The 20,753-nt window shown below is 61.0% G+C and carries 24 protein-coding genes; 16 read left to right on the plus strand and 8 right to left on the minus strand.

What is annotated here, in order from left to right; translation table 11 throughout:
* Positions 1–30 precede the first annotated feature (30 nt).
* The 3 genes from AUR04nite_RS10425 to AUR04nite_RS10435 form a co-directional block, all read right to left on the minus strand.
* On the minus strand, positions 31–1,131 hold the full coding sequence (locus AUR04nite_RS10425) for a ScyD/ScyE family protein (RefSeq protein ID WP_170184171.1): 1,101 nt from the start codon (positions 1,129–1,131) through the stop codon (positions 31–33).
* Positions 1,132–1,486: 355 nt separating this feature from the next.
* Entirely contained in the window at positions 1,487–2,254 is a 768-nt protein-coding gene (locus tag AUR04nite_RS10430) for an ankyrin repeat domain-containing protein (protein ID WP_246055483.1), read from the minus strand.
* 79 nt (positions 2,255–2,333) lie between these two features.
* Positions 2,334–2,786 (minus strand): MarR family winged helix-turn-helix transcriptional regulator, encoded by a 453-nt coding sequence (locus AUR04nite_RS10435; RefSeq protein ID WP_141364710.1) that lies wholly within the window; start codon positions 2,784–2,786, stop codon positions 2,334–2,336.
* 58 nt (positions 2,787–2,844) lie between these two features.
* Here AUR04nite_RS10435 and AUR04nite_RS10440 point away from each other — a divergent pair, with 58 nt between their 5' ends.
* The 8 genes from AUR04nite_RS10440 to AUR04nite_RS10475 all read left to right on the plus strand — a co-directional run bounded on the left by AUR04nite_RS10440 (position 2,845) and on the right by AUR04nite_RS10475 (position 10,264).
* A complete protein-coding gene (locus tag AUR04nite_RS10440; RefSeq protein ID WP_170184172.1) occupies positions 2,845–3,486 on the plus strand; it encodes a maleylpyruvate isomerase family mycothiol-dependent enzyme in 642 nt (213 codons plus the stop codon).
* 211 nt (positions 3,487–3,697) lie between these two features.
* Positions 3,698–5,026, plus strand: coding sequence for an MFS transporter (locus AUR04nite_RS10445; RefSeq protein WP_141364714.1), 1,329 nt, complete (start codon positions 3,698–3,700; stop codon positions 5,024–5,026).
* A gap of 30 nt (positions 5,027–5,056) precedes the next feature.
* Positions 5,057–5,722: a GntR family transcriptional regulator gene (locus tag AUR04nite_RS10450; protein WP_141364716.1), complete on the plus strand. Its 666-nt coding sequence runs from the start codon at positions 5,057–5,059 to the stop codon at positions 5,720–5,722.
* A complete protein-coding gene (locus AUR04nite_RS10455; RefSeq protein WP_141364718.1) occupies positions 5,719–6,507 on the plus strand; it encodes an aspartate/glutamate racemase family protein in 789 nt (262 codons plus the stop codon). Before AUR04nite_RS10450 ends, AUR04nite_RS10455 begins: the two co-directional genes overlap by 4 nt.
* Positions 6,504–7,946 carry an amidohydrolase family protein gene (locus AUR04nite_RS10460; protein WP_141364720.1) on the plus strand — a complete coding sequence of 481 codons (1,443 nt, stop codon included), beginning with the start codon at positions 6,504–6,506 and terminating at the stop codon, positions 7,944–7,946. The genes AUR04nite_RS10455 and AUR04nite_RS10460 overlap by 4 nt, the downstream gene beginning before the upstream one ends.
* A 17-nt stretch (positions 7,947–7,963) precedes the next feature.
* Positions 7,964–8,731: a maleate cis-trans isomerase family protein gene (locus AUR04nite_RS10465; protein WP_246055484.1), complete on the plus strand. Its 768-nt coding sequence runs from the start codon at positions 7,964–7,966 to the stop codon at positions 8,729–8,731.
* Between the two features lie 161 nt (positions 8,732–8,892).
* Entirely contained in the window at positions 8,893–9,483 is a 591-nt protein-coding gene (locus AUR04nite_RS10470; RefSeq protein ID WP_141364722.1) for a TetR/AcrR family transcriptional regulator, read from the plus strand.
* 16 nt (positions 9,484–9,499) lie between these two features.
* Positions 9,500–10,264 carry a glucose 1-dehydrogenase gene (locus AUR04nite_RS10475; RefSeq protein ID WP_141364724.1) on the plus strand — a complete coding sequence of 255 codons (765 nt, stop codon included), beginning with the start codon at positions 9,500–9,502 and terminating at the stop codon, positions 10,262–10,264.
* Between the two features lie 88 nt (positions 10,265–10,352).
* On the opposite strand, the gene AUR04nite_RS10480 is transcribed toward AUR04nite_RS10475, so the two are convergent.
* The gene (locus AUR04nite_RS10480; RefSeq protein WP_141364726.1) at positions 10,353–10,952 is read right to left on the minus strand and encodes an ankyrin repeat domain-containing protein; all 600 of its coding nucleotides are present in this window, start codon (positions 10,950–10,952) and stop codon (positions 10,353–10,355) included.
* Between the two features lie 178 nt (positions 10,953–11,130).
* Between AUR04nite_RS10480 and AUR04nite_RS10485 the strand changes: the two genes are divergently transcribed.
* Complete coding sequence (locus tag AUR04nite_RS10485; protein ID WP_281285123.1) at positions 11,131–12,336, plus strand: MFS transporter; 1,206 nt, start codon at positions 11,131–11,133, stop codon at positions 12,334–12,336.
* Positions 12,337–12,352: 16 nt separating this feature from the next.
* On the opposite strand, the gene AUR04nite_RS10490 is transcribed toward AUR04nite_RS10485, so the two are convergent.
* Positions 12,353–13,516 carry a hypothetical protein gene (locus tag AUR04nite_RS10490; RefSeq protein ID WP_141364731.1) on the minus strand — a complete coding sequence of 388 codons (1,164 nt, stop codon included), beginning with the start codon at positions 13,514–13,516 and terminating at the stop codon, positions 12,353–12,355.
* Between the two features lie 155 nt (positions 13,517–13,671).
* On the opposite strand from AUR04nite_RS10490, the gene truB reads away from it, so the two are divergent.
* From truB to rpsO, 6 genes are all read left to right on the plus strand, one after another.
* A complete protein-coding gene (gene truB, locus AUR04nite_RS10495; protein ID WP_141364733.1) occupies positions 13,672–14,595 on the plus strand; it encodes a tRNA pseudouridine(55) synthase TruB in 924 nt (307 codons plus the stop codon).
* Between the two features lie 19 nt (positions 14,596–14,614).
* The gene (locus AUR04nite_RS10500; RefSeq protein WP_141364735.1) at positions 14,615–14,977 is read left to right on the plus strand and encodes a hypothetical protein; all 363 of its coding nucleotides are present in this window, start codon (positions 14,615–14,617) and stop codon (positions 14,975–14,977) included.
* An 11-nt stretch (positions 14,978–14,988) separates the two neighbouring features.
* Positions 14,989–15,456 (plus strand): hypothetical protein, encoded by a 468-nt coding sequence (locus tag AUR04nite_RS10505; RefSeq protein ID WP_174787872.1) that lies wholly within the window; start codon positions 14,989–14,991, stop codon positions 15,454–15,456.
* Positions 15,457–15,522: 66 nt separating this feature from the next.
* Complete coding sequence (locus AUR04nite_RS10510) at positions 15,523–16,476, plus strand: bifunctional riboflavin kinase/FAD synthetase (RefSeq protein WP_141364738.1); 954 nt, start codon at positions 15,523–15,525, stop codon at positions 16,474–16,476.
* A 5-nt stretch (positions 16,477–16,481) separates the two neighbouring features.
* A complete protein-coding gene (locus tag AUR04nite_RS10515; RefSeq protein WP_141364740.1) occupies positions 16,482–17,267 on the plus strand; it encodes a class I SAM-dependent methyltransferase in 786 nt (261 codons plus the stop codon).
* A gap of 104 nt (positions 17,268–17,371) precedes the next feature.
* Positions 17,372–17,641 carry a 30S ribosomal protein S15 gene (rpsO, locus tag AUR04nite_RS10520; protein ID WP_141364742.1) on the plus strand — a complete coding sequence of 90 codons (270 nt, stop codon included), beginning with the start codon at positions 17,372–17,374 and terminating at the stop codon, positions 17,639–17,641.
* A gap of 169 nt (positions 17,642–17,810) precedes the next feature.
* Here the strand turns inward: rpsO and AUR04nite_RS10525 are convergent, their stop codons facing one another.
* The 3 genes from AUR04nite_RS10525 to AUR04nite_RS10535 form a co-directional block, all read right to left on the minus strand.
* On the minus strand, positions 17,811–18,056 hold the full coding sequence (locus tag AUR04nite_RS10525; RefSeq protein ID WP_141364744.1) for a hypothetical protein: 246 nt from the start codon (positions 18,054–18,056) through the stop codon (positions 17,811–17,813).
* A 275-nt stretch (positions 18,057–18,331) separates the two neighbouring features.
* Complete coding sequence (locus tag AUR04nite_RS10530) at positions 18,332–19,522, minus strand: MFS transporter (protein ID WP_141364745.1); 1,191 nt, start codon at positions 19,520–19,522, stop codon at positions 18,332–18,334.
* Positions 19,522–20,097, minus strand: a complete 576-nt coding sequence (locus AUR04nite_RS10535) for a Chromate resistance protein ChrB (protein WP_218024674.1) — start codon at positions 20,095–20,097, stop codon at positions 19,522–19,524. The genes AUR04nite_RS10530 and AUR04nite_RS10535 overlap by 1 nt, the downstream gene beginning before the upstream one ends.
* Before the next feature lie 88 nt (positions 20,098–20,185).
* Here AUR04nite_RS10535 and AUR04nite_RS10540 point away from each other — a divergent pair, with 88 nt between their 5' ends.
* Positions 20,186–20,752 (plus strand): DUF2127 domain-containing protein, encoded by a 567-nt coding sequence (locus AUR04nite_RS10540; protein ID WP_141364747.1) that lies wholly within the window; start codon positions 20,186–20,188, stop codon positions 20,750–20,752.
* Position 20,753: the final 1 nt, after the last annotated feature.

The following is a 20,753-nucleotide window of genomic DNA, read 5'->3' on the forward strand; positions in this document are numbered from 1 at the left end:
TCAGAGACAGTCGTTATTGATGCCAAAAGATCAGCGCGGCAGCCGCGCTGTGACGAGCTCACCGGATTCGGTGAGCACCTTGGTGGTGACTGCCACGTGGCTGCCGGATATGGCAATGTCGGCCGCCATCAGTGCAGGCATCACGGTGACCGCCTTGCCATGGGAGATCCTGGAAACCCCCTCTCCGAAGAGCTGCGCGACGTAGACCTGGTTGTTCTTGTCCACCGCGACACCCGTCGGCGCGCTCAAATGCGAGGCAACCAGCTGGGTCTTGCCGGAGTGAAGATTCACCCGGTACACCTTGCCCAAGGACAGCGACTCGCCGGGAACGCCTGGCAGCACCGTGTAGTAGAGCCACTGGCCCTTGACGGTGATGTCGGTTGGCACCGGCTGGGCCCAATAGGTCAGCCCCAGCATGCAATCCGGGACAGCCATGCCCATCTGGGCGGCCAGCGCCTGCACATCGGTGGTGATCTTGATTGGCTCGGCTGGCAGGGCCTTAACCAGTGACACCTTGCCGTTGGCCGCTACATGAAGAATCGTGTTGGCACCGGCATCGCCCACATAGACGCTGGAGCCAACAGGAACACTTGAATAGGGATGCGAAAACTGCTCGCCGGTCGACTGCAGGTACGGCGCCTGGGCTAGGCACGCCGGTGCTGCGTCCCTGACTCCGTAGACTGTCTTGCCATCCGGGTTGTGCTTAGCCTCGAACTTGGCCAGGTCTGCAACAGTGCTGATTTTGCCGGTGGATGAGATCGACTTGAGGAATGCAGTGGCATTCGGGTCAGGCTGGCCTTCTTCGCCCATCGAGTTCTCGAAGAAGTAGGTTTTGCCGGCGGCATGGGAGACGCCAGCAATTTCCTTGCCTGGAGCGCTGTAGAGCGAGCTTCGGGCGCCGGAGGCAGAGATCTTGGTCAGCTGGCCGGCAAAGGATTCTGCCACGAGCAGGCTTGAATCCTCTCCAAAGGCAACCTTCAACGGTGTGGCCAACCCCGCGGCGACCGTTGAAACATGGGTGAATTCCCCAGATCCTGCTGGATTCTTGGGGACCGCTTGGGTTGGCGCCGCACTGAGTGCGACGGCCAAGACTGAGGCGGAGGCGGCAGCAATGAGTGCACGAAACTTCATTGTCATGTCCTAGATGTGAGTGTTGGGCGCAACGAATAGCGTTGCGCTGGAGAATCACCAAGAGATCATAAGCCGTGCAGCGATGACAGAAATTGAGTGCGTCTGTGAAATAGGAGGCGAAATGCTGGCGGCTGAACCGAAGATTTGCGAGGCGACCGAAACACCGCAGAAGCGGTTCTCGAGAAGAGCCAAGGTGCACTAGCTCATCCCACCAACTGCCCAGCTAGCTATTGCGAGCAGTCGTAGCTTACCCCGATTTTTGCGGAATGAGGGTAGGTGCCAAGAACGTAGGTACCGAAGCCGCGGAATATAGGTATTGGGGCGCAGAAGTAGTGCCTGTGCCCCGTTCAGATCCTTAGAGGTACTGGTCGAGCAGTTGAACAATTTCGGTAAACCCGCGGTCTTCGGCCAGCTGGCGTGGGGAAGTTCCGTTGCCGTCAGGGATCGTTGGATCCGCGCCTGCCTCCAGGAGCAGCCTGATTGATTCCACCTGGCGAGGTCCTCCGTCATTGAGCACGATGGCTTCGTGGATCGCAGTCCATCCAGGATTGTTGATGTGGTCCAGCGGGACGCCGGCATCAATGAGAATCTTGATGGTTTCCACATGTCCATGTTCACCAGCGGGAATCAGCGCGGTCCCGCCGTAGCGGTTGGTGGCGGCAACGTCGGCTCCGGCGGCGATGCTTGCTTTGAGGATCTCATTCAATCCCTCGGCGCCAGCATAGAGGAATGCCGAGTCCTGAATGTCGTCCTTCGCGTTGACGTCAGCTCCTGCTTCGATCAGGGCTATGGCCAGCTCGGTGTCCTGCGCCTTGGTCGCGGCGATGACCGGAGTCATTCCGCGGGCGATTTCCACTTCCAGGTCTGCTCCGTCTGCGATGGCAGATTCCGCCGCCGCGGCATCGCCGCTGTTGACGGCCTCCACCAGTGCCTCGGTCGCTGCTTGAACATCTGGCGTTGCCGAGGGGACCGATGACGCAGAAGCTGCGCTTGGGGAAAGGTTCGGCGCAGGAGCGCCTGACGCGCTGGAGCTGCCTGGCTCAGGGGAGCAGCCGGTAAGCACTGCGGCGCTGATGGCCGTTGTCGCGAGGAACATGGTCAGTCCGGGCTTCGTGCTTTTCATCTAGAGCTCTCCTGGGGTTGAGAAATGGTTACCCATCCTAGAATCTCAGTCGCCAAGCTGGCCGGCATCGGCCAAATGGCTAGTTTCGCGGCTGATGGCGGTCTACCAGCGGGCGAAGCGCTTCGAGCTGCCTGCGCAGCATGGCGATGGATTCTTCGCCCAGGTGCTCCTGCCATGCTGCCTCGATCGCGGATTCAGCCTGTCTTGCAGCCAGCTGGGCCCTTCGGCCGAGTTCTGTCAGCGTGATCAGTTGTGCCCGAGCATCCTGCGGGTCATCCTGCCGCTGGACCAGACCCGCGGCTTCCAGTTGGCTCACAAGATATCCGGCGCTTTGTTTCGTGATTCCGGCAGCTGACGCAAGATCTGTCAGGCGGCTGCCGTTCTCTGCAATCCGCGCCGCAAGCCGGCCCTGGGACAGGGAGAACTCAAATCCCTGCGCGTGGAGGTTTGCGACGATTTCTTCTTCAAAGGCGCGTTGGGCGATGAACAGTAGCGTGCCCAGGGAAATCTGTGCACCGTTTTCTCTTGACATAGTAGTCAGGATAGCTGACTATTTAGTCAGAATCACTGACTACATTGGAGTGTGGGTCATGGACACCGGGGAAATTTGGGATGTCATTGTCGAACAGCGCCAAGAACTTGCGGGGATCTTGCGTTCTTTGCCGCCGGAGCTGTGGGAGCGGGATTCCCTGTGCGACGGCTGGAAGGTCAAGGACGTGGCGGCGCATATCATCAGCGCGCCGCAGCTGACTCCATCTGCAATGCTCAAGGTTGTGCCGAAGATGTTCATTCATGGATACAACGGAACCACGCTGCGCGATGGACAGCGCCGTGGGCAGCTGGGGTCAGCCGCGATTTTGGAACAGTTCGAGCAGTATGCTGCGCTGCGCCGGGGGCCTGCAATGGTGGGCCCCATGGAAACATTGACAGACACTTTGGTTCACACCCAAGACATCGTCAGGCCGTTGGGCATCAGGCATGACATGCCCTTGCCTGCCGCGGCGCTGGTGGCCCAACGGCTGGAGAAGACAGGGATCATGCTCGGGGCACGCAAGATCTTGCGGTCGGTGAAAATGGAAGCCGTCGATTGGGAATTCACTGCCGGACATGGACCTTTGCTCAGCGGCCCGCTGTCTGAGCTGGTAATGCTGCGTTCCGGAAGGACTCCTGACTGGCAGCGTCTGAGCGGCCCAGGAGTGCAGCTTGCCATGGGCTTGCAGCGGGCCAAATGAGCACGGGCGGATGCAGGGGAGTTAGTGGGCAAAGGGTTGGTATGAAATTTCAGCCCAGCAGTTTCTTGTTGAGTGATGCCACTCACACGTACCTTTGATTCTGGGATCCCGATTTGGGATCCCATTAACCCGGTGGTTGTGTTCGGCAGCGCGCGCATTGTCTAGGCCAGCACTCGCACCATCGTCTGAATGACAAAGGACATCCCCACTCATGACTACGCAAAACAGTGCGGCAACGGCCACCGAGGCCGAAGCCACTCGCTCTGGCCGCGGGCGCGCAACAAGAACCCGCTGGCATCTGTTCTTCCTGCTGCTGGTTCTGGTCACCGTCAATTACGTAGACCGCGGATCCATCTCGGTGGCGCTGCCGCTGATCCGCCAAGAATTCAATATGCCTCCGGAACTGGTAGGCCTTCTGCTCTCGGCGTTCTTCTGGACCTACGCGCTGATGCAGGTTCCGGTGGGCTGGCTGATCGACAAGTTCGGACCACGCAAGATGTTTACCGCCTCCTGCGTCGGCTGGGGAGCCGCCACTGCCGCCTCGGGCCTGGCCGGCGGATTCATGTCCATGTTCATTGCACGCCTGGGCATCGGCGTTACCGAGGCAGGCGTCATGCCCGCCGGCGGCAAGCTCAACGCGCTGTGGATGCCAGCCAGCGAGCGCGGCCGCGGCGCAACGATTCTCGACGCCGGCGCACCGCTGGGCGCAGGCATCGGCGGCATCGCCATCGCCGGGCTGATCGCCGCCACCGGCTCCTGGCGCTGGGCCTTCATCATTGCCGGCGCCGCGACGGTGCTGCTCGGCGCAGCGGTGTGGTGGTTCGTCCGCGACAACCCCCGCAGCCACCCAAAGGTCAACGAGGCAGAGGCTGAGTACATCGAAGCGGCCCACCGTGCAGAGGACGCCGCCACTGACGGGGCCGAAGGCACCGGCAAGCTGCGCAACTACCTGAAGTACCGTTCCTTCTGGTCCATGTGCTTTGGCTGGTTCGGCTTCAACGGGGTCTTCTACGGCCTGCTGACCTGGGGTCCGCTGTACCTGTCGGAAGCCAAGGGCTTCGACCTGAAGGAAATCGGCTGGTCCACCTTCGTGATTTTCGGAGCAGGCTTCGTCGGAGAAATCCTCGGCGGCATGATGGCCGACAAGCTGCAGGTCAAGGGATTCGGGACCAACAAGGTCATGCGCAGCATGCTCGGCTTCTCCGCCCTGATGGTCACCCTGGGCCTGGTGGGAACCACCATCATCGCCGACCCGATCACCGCAGTGGTGCTGCTGTCCACCGTGCTGTTCTTCCTGCGCTGGGTAGGCCTGTTCTGGGCAGTACCGGCAACCCTGGGCGGCCGCAAAAACGCCGGCGTGCTGGGCGGGGCGATGAACCTCTCCGGCAATATCGCCGGCTTCCTCACCCCGATCATCGTCGGCCTGATCGTGGGCGCCACCGGCGGCTACACCTGGGCCCTGCTGTACTTCGTCGGCTCCGCGGTAGTGATGGGCATCGCCGTCATCAGCCTGGACTACAGCAAGCGGCTGGCAATCTAAGAAAACACCAAAGCAAGACAAGGAATCACCATGACCGTGGCGGATCTGAACAAACCCCAACCCCTGCGCGAACAGGTGCGCGACACCATCCGGCAGCGCATCTTCGACGGCTACTATGTGCCAGGCACCCGGCTGATCGAAAGGTCCCTGGCCGAGGAGTTCACCGTTTCGCGCCTTCCGGTGCGCGAAGCGCTGCGCATGCTGCGCCAGGAGGGGCTGGTCGTTGAAAAGGACCGCCGCGGTTCCATGGTTTCCTCGCTCACCGATAAGGACGTGCGCGACCTGTTCGACCTGCGCACCGCACTGGAGGTGCTCGCCTGCAGGCTGGCGGCGCAGCGCGCGAGCGACCAGGAGCTGGAAGAGCTTAATGAGCTGCTCACCGCGGCCCGCTCGCAGCTGGAAGCTGGGCGGCAGGCAACGGCGCAGCGGATCAACAGCGAATTCCACGACAGGGTCATCGACCTGGCGGACAATGACCAGCTCTCCCAGGTGCTCAAGCCCCTGGCGGGCAGGCTGCACTGGATCTTCAGGCACGTGGACGACCTGGGCGAGCTCATCGACGAGCACTTTGCCCTGCTGGCCGCCATCGCCAGCCGCGACCCGGAAGCCGCCGGAGCCGCCTCCGCCGAACACATCGCCAAATACCGGGCCCAGTTCCCGGACCTGCACGCACTCTACTCACAGGACAAATCGTGAAACTGCTAGTGATCAACCCCAATATCTCCCAGGACGTCAGCGCCCTGATCGCCGCGGAGGCGCAGCGGTCCATGGCCCCGGGCACGCAGCTGGTCATGGCCACCGCCGCTTCCGGCATGGAGTACATTGAAACCCGCTTCGAATCCCTGCTCGCCGCGCCCGCGGTGGCCCAGGCGATGGCGCAGACCCCCGACGCCGACGCCGTGGTGGTCGCCGCCTTCGGCGATCCCGGCCTGCCTGCCCTGAAAGAAATCTCCGGCGTCCCGGTCATCGGGATCACCGAGGCTGCCCTGGCCGCCGCGGCGCTGATGGGCAAGTGCTTCTCCATCATCGCGATCTCCGACCGCATCACCGCCTGGTACCGCGACTGCGTTGAATACAACGGCTACCTGCCGCGGCTGGCCTCCATCCACCACCTGCGCGACAAGCTGAATTCCATCGGCTCGGTGGCCGAGGACTTCTCCGAAAAGCTCGTGGAGCTTGCCAACCAGGCGGTGCACGAGGACGGTGCGGATGTCATCATCCTGGCCGGGGCTCCGCTGGCAGGGCTGGCCCGGGAGGTCGCAGGACGCATCCCGGTACCGGTGATCGACGGGATCGCCGCCGGAGTGCGCTTCGCCCAGTCGCTGGCAGCTATGGATACCGGTTCCCACCGCGCAGGCTCGCTCACCGCCCCTCCGGCCAAGCCGCGCCAGGGCCTGGATCCGGACCTCGATGCACTGATCTCTTCCCGCCAGCACGCCGTCGCGGCCGCCGGCACCCCAATTGCAGGAGCACACTCATGAGCGCCGACCTGGTCATCACCTCGGTACTGATCGCCAACGCAGATTCCCGCCGCGCCGGCCACGTGGTCGTTGCCGACGGGCGGATCAGCCGGATCCTCGATGCCCACCAGCCGGTGCCAGAAGCCGCGCGCATCATCGACGGCACCGGTAAGATCCTGATCCCCGGCGGCGTGGACGGGCACTGCCACATCGCCCAGGTCACCGGGGCTTGGCGGACCAAGGACGACTATGCGGTGACAACGCTGGCCGCCCTGGCCGGCGGCACCACCACCGTGATGGACTTCGGCATCCCCGCGCACGCTGGCGAAACCCCGCTGGCCGCCGCCGAAGCCAAACTCGCGATGATCGCCGAAGCGCGCTGCGATGTGGGCCTGCACGCATCGGTCATCGACTGGGACGAAAGCACCGCCGGCCAGCTGGCGGCCCTGGCCGAGCGCGGCATCCGCTCGGTCAAGCTCTACACCACCAACCGCGGCTCGACGATGGCTTCCATGGACACCATCGTGAAGGTGCTGCGCGAAATGGCCAAGCTCGATGGGCTGTCCTATGTGCATGCCGAGCATGATGCGCTGGTGGTCGACGCCACCGACCGCCAGGCCGCCACCGGGCAGATCGGCATTGAAACCCTGCCAGGTACCCGCCCCGAGCTGGCCGAGGAAGCCAGCGTGCGCGAGGTGCTGGCGGTGGCCGAATACACCGGCGCCCCGGTCTACTTTGTGCACCAGTCCACCCCCGGTGCGGTGGACCTGGTCTCCGAAGCCAAGAGGCGCGGCCTGCGGGCCTACTCGGAAACCTGCCCGCACTACGTGGCCCTGCACGACGGCGTCTACAACGGCCCGCTGCCCGAGTTCTACGCCTGCTGCCCGCCGATGCGCGATGAGAAGACCATGCTGGCGCTGCGCGCCAAGCTCAACGACGGCAGCATCGACACCATCGCCTCCGACCACTCCTGCTATGACCTGAACCAGAAGCGCGAGCGCAGTGACGACCTGCGGCTGATGCCGCACGGCCTGCCCGGGGTGGAAACGCGGCTCCCGGTGACCTTCACCCATATGGTGGGCAAGAACCTGGAAGGCCTGGAGCGCTTCGTCGAGGTCTTCTCCACCGCGCCGGCGCGACTGAATGCCCTCGCCGGCAAGGGAAGCATCGCCGAAGGCTTCGATGCAGACCTGGTGCTCATCGACCCTGCGGCCAGCGCCGCGGTGGACGAGGTGCCGCTGCACATGGGCACCGACTTCTCGCCCTTCACCGGGCACACGCTGCGCGGCTGGCCGCAGGTAGTCATCTCCGCCGGTCAGGTGGTGCGCGACGAGCACGGCGTGCATGACCCAGGTCCGGTGGGTCGATTCATCGAACAGCAGCCATTCAGCCAGAGCCTTGCCTGGCCAGCCCTCGGGGCCGCCCGCCCTGTCGAAGCGCATCCAGTCGAAGCCCGCTAGCACCAAGGAACACCACCATGATCACCAACTCAGTAATGAGCCAAGCTCCCGGAGCGATCAGCCAGACCCGGCCGGTACGCCTGGGCATGATCGTCCCGTCTTCCAATACCTGCCTTGAACCGCAGAGCTACCGCATGTTGGCTGACAGGGAAGATGTCACCATGCACTCGACCCGCATTCCGGTCACCCGCATCGCCCTGGACGGCGGCAGCGACAAGCAGTTCGAGACGCAGACCATGGCTGACGCGGCGGCGCTGCTGGCCACCGCGGACACCGACGTCATCGCCTGGAACGGCACCAGTGGATCCTGGTTGGGAGTGGAGCACGACGAGCAGATCGCCAGGGTGATCACCGAAGCCACCGGCGTTCGGGCCACCACCAGCACCATTGCCTATCTGGAAGCTTTCCGGCGCTTCGGGCTCAAGCGCATCGCCTTGCTGACCCCATACACGCAGGATGTCAACGAGAAGATCGCCGCCAGCTATGCTGCGCACGGGATCCAGATCACCGGTTCCCACCACTGGTCCCTGAGCGACAACGAATCATTTGCCAGGGTGCGGGCAGAAGACCTCGTCGAGCCCTCGCGCAGGCTTCTGGAAGACAAGCCCGACGCGTTGATCTACCTGTGCACCAACCTGTATGGGGCGCCTGCCGTGCAGCAGCTGGAAGCCGAATTCGGCATCCCGGTGCTTGATTCGGTAGCCGTGACCTTGTGGCATGCGCTGCTGCTGGCGCAGGCGCCGCTGCTTGACGAAAAATGGGGCAAGCTGCTGGCTACGGCCTAGCCCTATTGCTGGAGGCAAGCCGGCATCCGAGATTCTCGGATGCCGGCTTGCAGCGGTTAATGCATGTTTTCGCACCAGGTTTTTCGCATCAGCTGAATGGGGAGTACCGGTGTGACCGACGAGATAATGACAGTAACCCGCGTTAATCGTATGCTGAATACATGGCACGCAATCCACTGTCCCAGCAAGCACTCCTTGAGATGTCGCGCAACTGCGCGGCGGTGCTCAACGAGGTTGGCGTTGACGCGTCCACTGCCCAATTGGTGGCGGCGGCAGGTGTTTCCGAGCGCACCTTTTTCAGGTACTTTCCGATGAAGGCCGACTGCCTGAGGCCGATTATGGAAGACGGCTACCTGCGCTTTGTTTCTGCGGTGCAGGACAACTGCGGGGCGGGGGAGTCCACTGATCTGCTGGAGATCGTCTGCTCGGCATTTATCGCCGCCTATGGGCACGGAGAAGACGGGCTGGACCAGCGCTTCCTGGAGCTGATCACCTCAGCCGAAATTTATCGCCGGTTGTGGCTTGCCATCAACGAAGAAACCATGCAGGCACTCTATGCACCCATGTCCCAGGTGCTGGGCCTGCCCGAAGACCACATCGACGTGCGCATCGCCGCCGATGCAGCGACCCGGCTCGCGGTCGAGTCAATCCGCCTGATGGCGTTGTACTCGCTCAGTGCCCACCAGGCCGCAACCCAAGTGGCCGACGCGCTGCGCCGGCATCCGTTGATGCGCCCCGCGGCGCATCGCTAGATTCAAGGAGTAGATCATGGAACTGAACAACAAGGTCATCATCGTCACCGGCGGAGCCCGCGGCCTGGGCGAAGCGTTCTCCCGCGGAATCGTCGCCGCTGGCGGCAAGGTAGTCATCGCCGACCTGCTGGATGAAGCCGGCAGCGCGGTAGCCGCAGAACTGGGCGAGAATGCACTGTTCCTGCACCTGGATGTCACCGACGAGAAGAACTGGGAAAGCGTGGTCGCGGCCGCCGAAGAGCACTTCGGCAGCATCAACGGATTGGTCAACAATGCGGGCATCAGCGCCTCGGGCACCCCGGTGGCCGATGAGCCGCTGGAGACCTTCCGCAAGATCATCGACATCAACCTGATCTCGGTGCACACCGGCATGCACTTCACCATCCCTGCCCTGCGCCGCGCCGGCGGAGGCTCCATCGTGAACATCTCCTCGGCTGCCGGCCTCATCGGCCTGGCGCTGACCAGCGGCTACGGCGCTGCCAAGTGGGGCGTGCGCGGCCTGTCCAAGGTGGCTGCTGTGGAGCTGGGCCGCGAGAAGATCCGCGTCAACTCGGTGCACCCGGGCATGGTGCTGACCCCGATGACCGCTGTCACCGGCATCGTGGCAGATGAAGGCGCATTCCCCAACAACCCATTCCAGCGTGTGGGCAAGCCAGAGGAACTGGTAGGAGCAGTGCTCTACCTGCTCTCCGATGCCGCAAGCTACACCACCGGTGCTGAAATTGCAGTTGACGGTGGCTGGACCGCAGGTCCTTCCACCGAATACGTCATGGGCCAGTAGTCCACTAGTCGTCCACTGAAAATAGGCCCTTGGCACTTCTCCACTGGAGAAATGCCAAGGGCCTATTTGGCGAGTAAAACCTGCCTTTCTAGAGGAAGCGGTTTAACACCTCAACGAGCTTCGTGTGCCCATGCGATACCGCCAGTTCCTGTGGGGTGCACCCCTCGCCGTCTGCCAGCAGGGGATCGGCGCCTCGCTCCAGCAGCAGCTGCACCGTGCGCACATAGCGCTCGCTGCCATCGCCCAGGATGATCGCTTCGATCAATGCGGTCCAATTCAACTTATTGACGTGGTTGACCTCAAGGCCCGCATCAAGCAGGCGTTCGACGGTGTCGACCAGGCCGCGCTCGCTGGCGGGAATCAGCGCGGTGCCTCCGTAGCGGTTGGTGCTGTAGATATCTGCACCGGCCTGCAGCGAGGCTTCAAGGATTTCGCTCATTCCGCGCGCGCCCGCATAGAGGTACGTTGAATCCTTAATATGATCCTTGGCGTTGACATCTGATCCTGCCCGGATCAATTCAAGTGCTGCGTCGGTCTGGCCGGACTTGGTGCAGGCCAGCAGCGGCGTCATGCCCTGCGCGTTACGGGATTCGAGATCTGCGCCGTTGGCAATTGCCACTTGAACTTCCTTTAGATCATTTGACTGAACGGCTGCCCACAGCTGCCGCGTCGCTTGGCTTGATGACATGATGCCCCCATCGCTGAACTCAACTTGTTGCTAGAATGGTATACCATTATTGGGTAATTGGATCAGATGTAGCGGCGGCGGAAGGCTGAACAGCGTTGATGAGGCAGAAAACTGAGAGCCGGAATTTCTTCAAGGCAGCCTTCTCATCGGTGATCACCAGCCGGGATTTCCGTTTCGTCTGGTTTTCCAATGTCTTTTTTTCAGTGGGCTGTGGACCCAAACCCTAGTGCTCGGCTGGATGGCATTCGAGATGACCGGGTCCGAATTCCTCGTCGCATTATTTACCTCAGCGCGCCTGGCGCCCATGGTGCTCGGACCGATTGCCGGAGCCTTTGCCGATAAACTCAACAAGATCCATCTGCTGATGGCGGCCTGCGGCTGGGCGGCCGTGGCAATTTCAGTGGTCGCCGTGCTCGCCGGGGTAGGGGCCCTTGAATACTGGGGGCTGGTTGTTGCAGGGTTGGCCATCGGCATGGCACAGTCGCCATCCCAGCCGGCGCGAGGTGCGCTGGTTGCCGAGCTGGTTCCGGCCAAAGAGCTGTCCAATGCCAACGCACTGAACGCCCTGGCCCTGAACATGACCCAGGTGGTGGGTCCCGGAATTGGCGGCGTCATGATCGCCACCCTGGGTGCACCCGCCGCGTTGTGGGTTTCCACCAGCTGGTACGTGCTCTCGCTGCTGATGCTTGTCCCGCTGCGCAAGCGCGAGTCTCCTGGCGCACCTGAGGAACATGGATCGATGATGGTGCTGATCATCGACGGGCTGAAGCTTGTCGGGCGAAACCGCCTCGCCGTGGGCGTGCTGCTGGTGACCTTCAGCGCCAACGCGCTGCTGTGGCCGGTCTATCAGAGCTTCATGCCGATCTTCGCCGAACAGCGCCTGCATCTGGACGCTGCAGGTCTGGGCGCCATGCTGATGGCGGCGGGCATCGGCGGACTGCTGGGTTCCATCGCCATCGCGGCGCTGGGAGATTTCAAATTTAAGGGTGCACTGTTTGTCTACGGAACCATGGTGTGGGCGGCGCTGTGGGCGGTCTTTGCCTTCCTGACCGACGTTCCCATGGCTTTTGTTGTCCTGTGCCTGATCGGCTTTTCCTCGGCGGCCTTCGGCGTCCTTCAGACCACACTGCTGCTGATTGTCACCCCGCCGGTACTCCACGGCCGAGTCATGGGAATCCAGGAGCTTGCCATCGGCATCATGCCCATTGCCACCTTGGCACTGGGTGCAGCTGCTGAAGGCATCGGTGTTGCGCTCACTACTTTTATCGCCGCAGTGCTGCTGGTCTTCGTGCTGGGATTGCTGATCATGATGACCCCCGCCATCACCAAGATCGGGCGCCAGGCCAGCGGCGAGCTGGTGGAAACTACGGCGGTGAGCTCTTAGCGCTGGGCTTTGAGCTTTACTGCTTCCCGGTCATCTTCAGGTTCTTACCGTTGGCATCCATCACGAAGAATGCCTGGTGGTAGTCGTCTTCCAAAGTGAAGCGGATTTGAACCGGCCCGTAGGCCTGGATGAAATCAGGGGAGTGCACGTCGCTGATGGTGGAGCGGTCCACCAGGACGATGGCATCCTCGGAGACTGGAATCTCGGCTTGTTGACTGCCCTTTTGAAGAGCGGGCCAGATGCTGTCCCAATTGACCTCATCCATGCTGAATTGTTCGCGTTCCGATTTCGGCTGGATCATGGCCGGGCCTTTGTCCTCCGCGTAGGCCTTGGAATATGACCAGTCGTTGGTTTCCTGTTTGCCTTCGGCGATGGGCAGTGCGGCATTGACTCGGTCTTTGGAGATCGACAGCTCTACCGCGCTGCGATGCCCTGCTCTGCGCTGGAATTCGTCGATGACGAATTTCATCTGCCCTTCGGTGCGCAAGTCTGCTGTCAACCGGTGTTCGGTGATGGCAGTGTAGCCGGCAGCCACCCGATCTTGGTAGGGCAGCAGGAGGGCGCCCGCGCCGACAAGTAGGGCGAGGACGTAGGCAAGCATTCGCAGCGGCAGGCCCCGTTTGCCGGAGCCAAGGATCGGGGAATACAACTTGCCCTGATTGTTGACCTTGGCAGGAGTGAGCTGCACCGGATTACTGGCAGTGGCCGCTACAGGGATCGTGTGCGGGGGATTCACCGCAGGCTTTTCGGTGAAATAGACGTGGGTACTGTCGGGCCCGAAGAAGGCCACCTCGTGCAGCTCTCCGGGCTGGTAGCGAGGCAGCAGGGTCAGCGGAACAATCATTTTGACCTGCCCCAGAAACGGCATTCCCTGAGGAGGCTGCACCGCAACGACGACGTTGCATACTGGCTCGTCATTGATCTTGGTACCGGTCTGGCTCAACGACTGCACAATCGCGTGGCCGATCCGACCCTCGGCGCGCGCCTGCTGCAGGGCTTCTGTCGGCACCAGCGCCCCGGCCTTCATCGCCTTCCCGATGATAATCAGGGTTCCGCTGAAGATTGAGATGCTCATTCCCAGGCCCAAGCCCCAGCCGAGCCCCTCCTCGACTCCTAGATAGCTCAAGCCGAATCCTGCAAGAACGACACCGAGACCGGCAAAGAAGAGCATGCGCAACATGCTTACTAGCCTACTTAAAGCACTTGCCACAGAGGGAATTGGGAGGACGTCTGGCTGCCGTGTCCGCAGGCGGGATCGCCGGCTGCGGTGTGGAGCTTGTCACGAGTCGTTCAGCCAGAGGGCGTTCTTCATAGGCAGACCATATACTGGAGGGCGTGAGTAAAGCCGGGCAGAACACGCAAGAGCAGGCCTCGGGCCTGGTACTAGTCGACAAAGATCAGGGCATGACCAGCCACGACGTGGTCGGCCGCATCCGCCGCCTCGCGGGCACCCGCAAGGTGGGCCATGCTGGCACCTTGGACCCGATGGCAACAGGCGTCCTGGTTGTCGGCGTGAACAAGGCAACCCGGCTGCTCACCTATATCGTGGGCCATGACAAGACCTACACGGCAACCATCCGCCTGGGGCAGAACACCGTCACCGACGATGCCGAGGGCGAGATCATTTCCGAGCGCATCGCTGCGGCGGTCACCGATGAGGACATCGAAGCCGAGGTGGCCAAGCTGCGCGGGGACATCCTGCAGGTGCCGAGTCAGGTCTCGGCCATCAAGGTCGACGGCAAACGCTCCTATGCACGCGTGCGGGCCGGCGAGCAGGTTGAACTAAAATCCCGCCCGGTGACCATCTCCCGCTTTGACATCCACGAGGTCCGCCGCGAAAACGGCGGCAAGATCCTGGACGTGGACGTCACTGTATCCTGCAGCTCCGGCACCTATATCCGTGCGCTGGCCCGAGACCTGGGCGAGGCGCTGAACGTGGGCGGCCACTTGACGGCGCTGCGCCGCACCGAAGTGGGTCCGTACAAGATCGAGCTGACCCGTACCCTTGAGCAGCTGGCTGAGAAATTTGAGATGCTGCCCATCGAAAAGGCTGCGGCCGCGCTCTTCCCGAACCGCACCGTTAGTGTGGATGAGGCAGTGGAGCTGTCCTACGGGCGAGCAATTCCAGCATCATCCAAGACCATGGAGCTTGAAGAGAACACCCCGGTAGCTGCGTTCGCGCCCAATGGCGTGCTGGTGGCGCTGCTGGAGGACAAGGGCGACAAGGCCCGCGCAGCCCTGGTCTTCACAGCTAAATAGTTTCGAAGGGAATTTCCTGGTGATTGCCTTCAACGGCTTCTTCATTGCCGGTGCGATAATCTGCGCCGTCGCATTTCTCGTTGCGGTCATCGCCACGGCGATCCGCCGGTACCCGGATGACTGGGCGCTGATCGGCGCGGCGGCCACCGAGGTGTTCCTGATCGTCTACGGCATCGCCGCGGCGATCCGGCAAGGCGGCGGAAACAGCGTGGCAGGAGACCCGCTGGAATTTTGGGGCTATTTCATCACCGCCCTGATCATGCCGCCGATTGCCTTCTTCTGGGCCATCAGCGAAAAGAGCCGCTGGTCCAACGCAGTTTTGGCCGCTTCGGCCGCAGTGACGTTTGTAATGCTGTTCCGTATGGAACAAATCTGGCAGTAGGAGCCGATTTCATGAGTGACAAGCCCCGCAACTCGCGCATCGTGCAGGCGGCAGAAGCCAAGAGCGCAGAGAACGGTCCCAAGCCAAGCCGGACCACCGGCCTTGGCCGGGTCATCATCTCCATCTACGGCATCCTGGCCCTGGCCGCCACGGTGCGCGGGGTCTACCAGATCCTGAGCAAATTCGACGAGGCTCCCACCGCCTACATCCTGTCGGTGATCTCCGGCCTGATCTATGTGGTGGCCACCATTTCGCTTGCCTCGCCGAAGCGCGGAGCCTGGATGGTGTCGCTGTGGGCAGTCAGCATCGAGTTGATCGGTGTCCTGGTAGTGGGCACCTTGTCATTGACCCACCCGGAAGTCTTCGCCCACCCATCGGTATGGAGCGGCTTCGGCAAGGGCTACGGCTATATCCCGTTGGTGCTGCCGATTGTCGGCCTGTGGTGGCTGTACCGTAACCGTAACGAGCGCCACGCCTAAAGACGTGCGAGAATTGCTAAGGCGGGTTCGCTGATCCGCCGAGGCAAGAACCTTATAAGGAGCAAAGTGCACTATTGGAAGGGCCTGGACGCAGTCCCCACAGATATGGCTCCCACTGTTGTGACCATTGGAAACTTCGACGGAGTCCACCTTGGGCACTGTGAAGTGCTGGATTCCGTGGTCGTGCAGGCAAAGGCACGTTCGGCCAAATCCGTGGCCATCACCTTCGACCCCCACCCGGCGCTGGTGCACCGCCCGGAGAGCGCCCCGCAGCTGATCATGGGCGTCGCAGACCGCATTGAGACGCTGGCCAAGGTCGGCCTGGATGCGGTGCTGATGATCCGCTATACCCTTGAATTCGCCGAGCAAAGCCCTGAAGAGTTCGTGAAGTCGGTCTTCGTCGACTCGCTGAATGCCGCGGCGGTGGTGGTAGGCCATGACGTGCGCTTCGGGCGCAACAACTCCGGCGACTTCGCTCTGATGCAGGAGCTCGGCGCCAAGTACGGCTTCGAGGTCATTGGGGTGGCAGACGTGGGGGACAAGCGCAGGCTTTCCTCCACCTGGGTGCGCGAAGAACTTGCCGAAGGCAACGTCGAGGCAGCAGCCGCCATCCTGGGCCGTCCGCACCGCATGCGCGGCGAGGTAGTCCACGGCGCCGCCCGCGGCCGCGAACTCGGCTTCCCCACGGCAAATCTTTCTCCGGACTCCTCGGGCATCATCCCGGCCGACGGCGTTTACGCCGGATGGCTGATCGACGAGGCAGAAGTCCGCTGGCCTGCAGCCATTTCGGTGGGCTCGAACCCGACGTTCGAGGGCGTCTCCCGCGTCGTTGAGGCGCATGTCATCGACCGGCCCGAGGAATGCGTGGAGGACTTCGACCTCTACGGCCAGCAGATCGTCGTCGAGTTCATCTCCCATCTGCGTCCCATGGTTGCCTACCGCGGCATCGAAGCGCTGATTGAGCAGATGGCCACCGACGTATCCCAGGCCCGAGCAGTCCTGGCCGCCGACAAGCACTAGGCGTCATGGCTGAGATTCCTTCGCTTCCGCGCCGCGCCTTCGTCGTCAGCGAGCAGCGCCGCAAGGAGCTTGCCTCCGCCTTCCAATCAGGGGCCCAGAGCTACGACAAGATCCGCCCGTCCTACCCGGATGAGGCGCTGGACTTCACTGTGCAGAACGGGCCGTCCACAGCCGTGGACATCGGCTGCGGCTCGGGAATCTTCACCGAACAGCTGGCAGCCCTCGGCTTGGATGTCACGGCTGTAGATCCTTCAGCGGACATGCTTGAAGTGCTGTCCCAGCGCCTGCCCGATATCCGCAGAATCTGCGCCTCGGGTGAAGATACTGGTCTGGAGTCCGACAGTTTCGATCTGGTGACCTATGCGCAGGCTTGGCACTGGGTCGACCACCCGAAAGCCAGCGCCGAGGCCGCCCGGCTGCTGCATGACGGCGGGTCGCTGACCTTGCTGTGGAACCAATTGGATGTGACGATTCCCTGGGTACACCGGCTGGCGCGGATTATGCATGCAGGCGATGTGCACAGGCCCGAACTTGAACCGCCGCTGGGCAAGGAGTTCTCCAAGCCCGAACACGGCTTGTGGCGCTGGTCGATGGAACTGGACTTTGCAGATGTCATCGAGCTGACCAAGTCCCGCAGCTACTACCGCAAGGCCAGCGATGCCACCCGGGCCAAGGTGGAAGCAAACCTTGCCTGGTACTGGTGCGAGCACCTGGGCCATACGCAGGAGGCAAAGGTCGAAGTGCCCTATCTCACCCATGCCTGGAGGGGGCGCCGACGCAAGCGTCGATGATATGATTGATGCCGGCCTTCGCTGCAGTCCGCGGTTGCGAAACGCCGTCGTGAACGTCTGACGTTCATTGTGAATGAAACGCGGTCCAACTCTAGGAGTTTGTTATGGCACTGGATGCCGCTATCAAGAACGAAATCATCAAGGCTTACGCCACCCACGAGGGTGACACCGGTTCGCCTGAGGTTCAGATTGCTGTCATGTCCCGTCGTATTTCGGACCTGACCGAGCACCTGAAGCAGCACAAGCACGATCACCACACCCGCCGCGGCCTGATGGCTCTGGTTGGTCGTCGTCGTCGTATGCTCGGCTACCTCAAGAACACCGACATCGAGCGCTACCGTTCGCTGATCGAGCGCCTGGGCCTGCGCAAGTAGTCTCAAGCAGTTCAACAAAACCCCGGTTCCTTTGGGAACCGGGGTTTTGTGCTGTTCTGGGCCCGGATGTGAAAAGCAAACTCAGATTGAAAGACGGTCCCATGGCTAATCTCGATCGCGTGGTCTATCCGCGACAGCTCAAAGAAAGCCTGACAGCAGTTTTAGTACGTTATTCTTCCTGACCCCAGGAATCGACAATGCCCCTAGACTCCACAGACAAATCAGGATTCTCGCTAACGAGATTAGTTGCGGCTTCTTCGGGCGTTGAGAAGCAACCACCAGCTCCAGTGTCGATATTTCCCCAGCAATGTTCTGCCTTTTGTGTTGATAAAACCTGAGAATTGACAGTTAGGGAGACAACGGCAGCAGCACCAGCAATAAAAGCGGATGCGAGAACAAGTTTTCTTCTTTTCATCGCCGACCTCTTTCTGTTTGAACTTACCTCGAATGATAAGGGCAGACCTTCCGATACCACAATGAACCATTTGTATAAGAACAAAAACTTTCAAATATACAATTTGACCCATAGGTTAATGCGCCTGTTGCTTCGGTAAGTCGTGGTGGCATTGGAATCGCCTTGGTGGACTATGGAAGTTCGTAAAAACTTTCTGAGCAGGGATTAGTGCATCCTAAGGCGCCAGAATGCTCCGAGGTTCGCGCCTATCCTAAGCTCACCTTCTTGGAAGACAATTAATCCTTCAGGCCGGAACCGAACTTAGGCAAATTCTTGAGCTTTAAGGCACAGAAAATTGCGACAACAGTCAGGACTGCTGCCAAAGCGCCGAGGCCAAAGTTCACGCCGAGAGCCGTAGCAATTCCGCCAACCAGCAGCGGTCCGCCCGCATCTCCGACTTCGCGGCCCAGTTCGGCTGATCCCATGGTTCGACCCATTCGATGCTCGGGTGTGGTTGCTGCCAGATGTGCAAAGCCCAGCGGCGTGGTGACTCCAATGCCTGCGCCGATGAGGAGCGCACCAAAGATCAAAGTGAGAAGCTGCGGCAGCAGCGCCACCAATGCAAGTCCGGCCGCAATGATGAGCAGCCCCGCATTCATCCCGACGACAGCCGAAATTTTTCCTTGGTCGCGCATTCTGCCGACCCATGGCTGGATCAGCGCTGAGGCAAGCGCCAGCACCGAAACGAGAATCATGCTCTGTCCACTGGTCAGATGGAGGTCTGTTCCCACCTTCGGAAGAAAGCCTATGGCAGTTCCCAACGCACCGGTCGCGCAGGCAAGTGCCAAGGTGGGGACGAGAAACGACGGCTCGAAGCTTTGAACGGCCAAGTCCTTCAGCGTGTAGCGCTGTTTCGGCAAGATCGGCAGTGCCGGCATTGAGCGCGCCACCCATAGTGCCGCCGCCGCTGAAATGATGCTCATGCTGGCGAACAGCGCGGGGAATCCTCCTGCCCAGATCAGCACAGCGCCGAGCAGTGGTCCAAGTACATAGCCAAGAGTTTTCCACGAACCATACCGGCCGAAGAACTTTCCAGTATTCTTTCCACCAGAAAGACGGGCAACTGCCGCTGACGATGCGGGAGAGAACGCAGAAGCAGCGGCTCCCTGGCCAAGCCGGACGAGTCCCAGTGCCAGCGGAGTCGCAGCGAAGATTCCCACGGTGGAGAACAGGCAGAAGGCAACAAGGCCGCCGAGGATGACCGGCTTGGCTCCGATGCGGTCGCTGAGCGATCCGAAGATTGGTTTAAGGATAACTTCTGCGACGTCGTAGACGGCAAGCATGATGCCCAGCGTCAGCAGGCTGGTGCCAAGTGCCGACTGTTCTGCACCGAGGCCCGCCGCGATGCTGTGGGCTCCGAAAGCGGTAGTGAAGCCAGCGGCGTAGAGCGGCGCGACAGCTGGAGAAGAAGATCTTGTCTCAGCCATTATTCGCCTCCATTTTGAGCTGAATAAACCGACTGCGCATAGGCTTCGAGGCTGTCGATGCACGAGTTGAGGGCCTTCTGCGCTTGCTCGGCGGCCGGGAGCTGAAGTGCATCTCGTTTTTTGAGGTCGCGGAACCAGCGGCGCAGCCGTTCCAAGCTTTGTTCTTCTTCCTCAAGCTCGGCAAAGGTGAATTTCTCAATGGAGATTTCCTTGGCAATCTCGGCCTCAAATTTGAGGCAGTCAGCCAAGAATTCTTTCCATTCATCGCTGCGCGCGTCCCTGAAGGCAGTCTCAAGGACAGATTGGGACTGCTCATCTTCGCCTTCAACATTCAACACCGCGAAGGTTCCACCGGCCGAACGGCATAACTCTTTGGCTTTTGCGATGCCTTCTGAGAATTGAGGTGCATTGGGTAATGCCCAGGCACCAGAAATTACAGGAACAGCGCCGGTCTTACGCAATTGCCGCCATACGGCGACACGATGGCGTGAAGGCTCCGACGGGACCTGAACGAGAAGCAACAACCAATTGATTTCATTTGTCACAATCACCAAGGTAACAGCTGTTACATTCAAAGTGAACTCCGAAACTAGAATTCCTCCGCACAGGCTTGCTTCTGTGATTGTGTTGAGCCAGGGCACCGAACTTCGTAGAAACTAGGCATTGGACATTTTTGCTGTGGAAGAATTCGAAGGGCACCTAGCGAATGAAAATAAGGGAACAATCATGACCAGAGAACAAGGACATCGAGTTCCATTCTTGGAACGGGTCTTCCAAATTTCACTGGTGCTCAAAGGCTTGGATGGAGTTCTGGAGATTATCGGCGGAGTGCTTTTCCTCTTCGTTCGCCCGGAGCAATTAGATCGATTGGTTCGCACGCTGACGCAGCACGAACTGTCGGAAGACCCTGGGGATTTCATTGCCAACGCCCTCGTGCATGCCAGCGGCGGGCTGACGCCGTCGGCGTCATGGTTTGCCGCCGCCTATCTGCTGCTTCATGGGCTGGTCAAGGTTGTTCTCGTCTGGGCGGTATTGAAGGATAAGCTGTGGGCTTATCCTTGGATGATCGTATTTCTGCTGCTTTTCATTGCCTACCAGACCTATCAGTTGCTCACCGCATTCACCATAGGGATGCTGCTGCTGACACTCTTTGACCTGTTCATTGTTTGGCTTACTGCTAGGGAATATCGCATTCATAAACACCGCATCCATGGATCTGCAGCTGAATAAT

Source organism: Glutamicibacter uratoxydans (genome assembly GCF_006539925.1).
Lineage (GTDB): Bacteria > Actinomycetota > Actinomycetes > Actinomycetales > Micrococcaceae > Glutamicibacter > Glutamicibacter uratoxydans.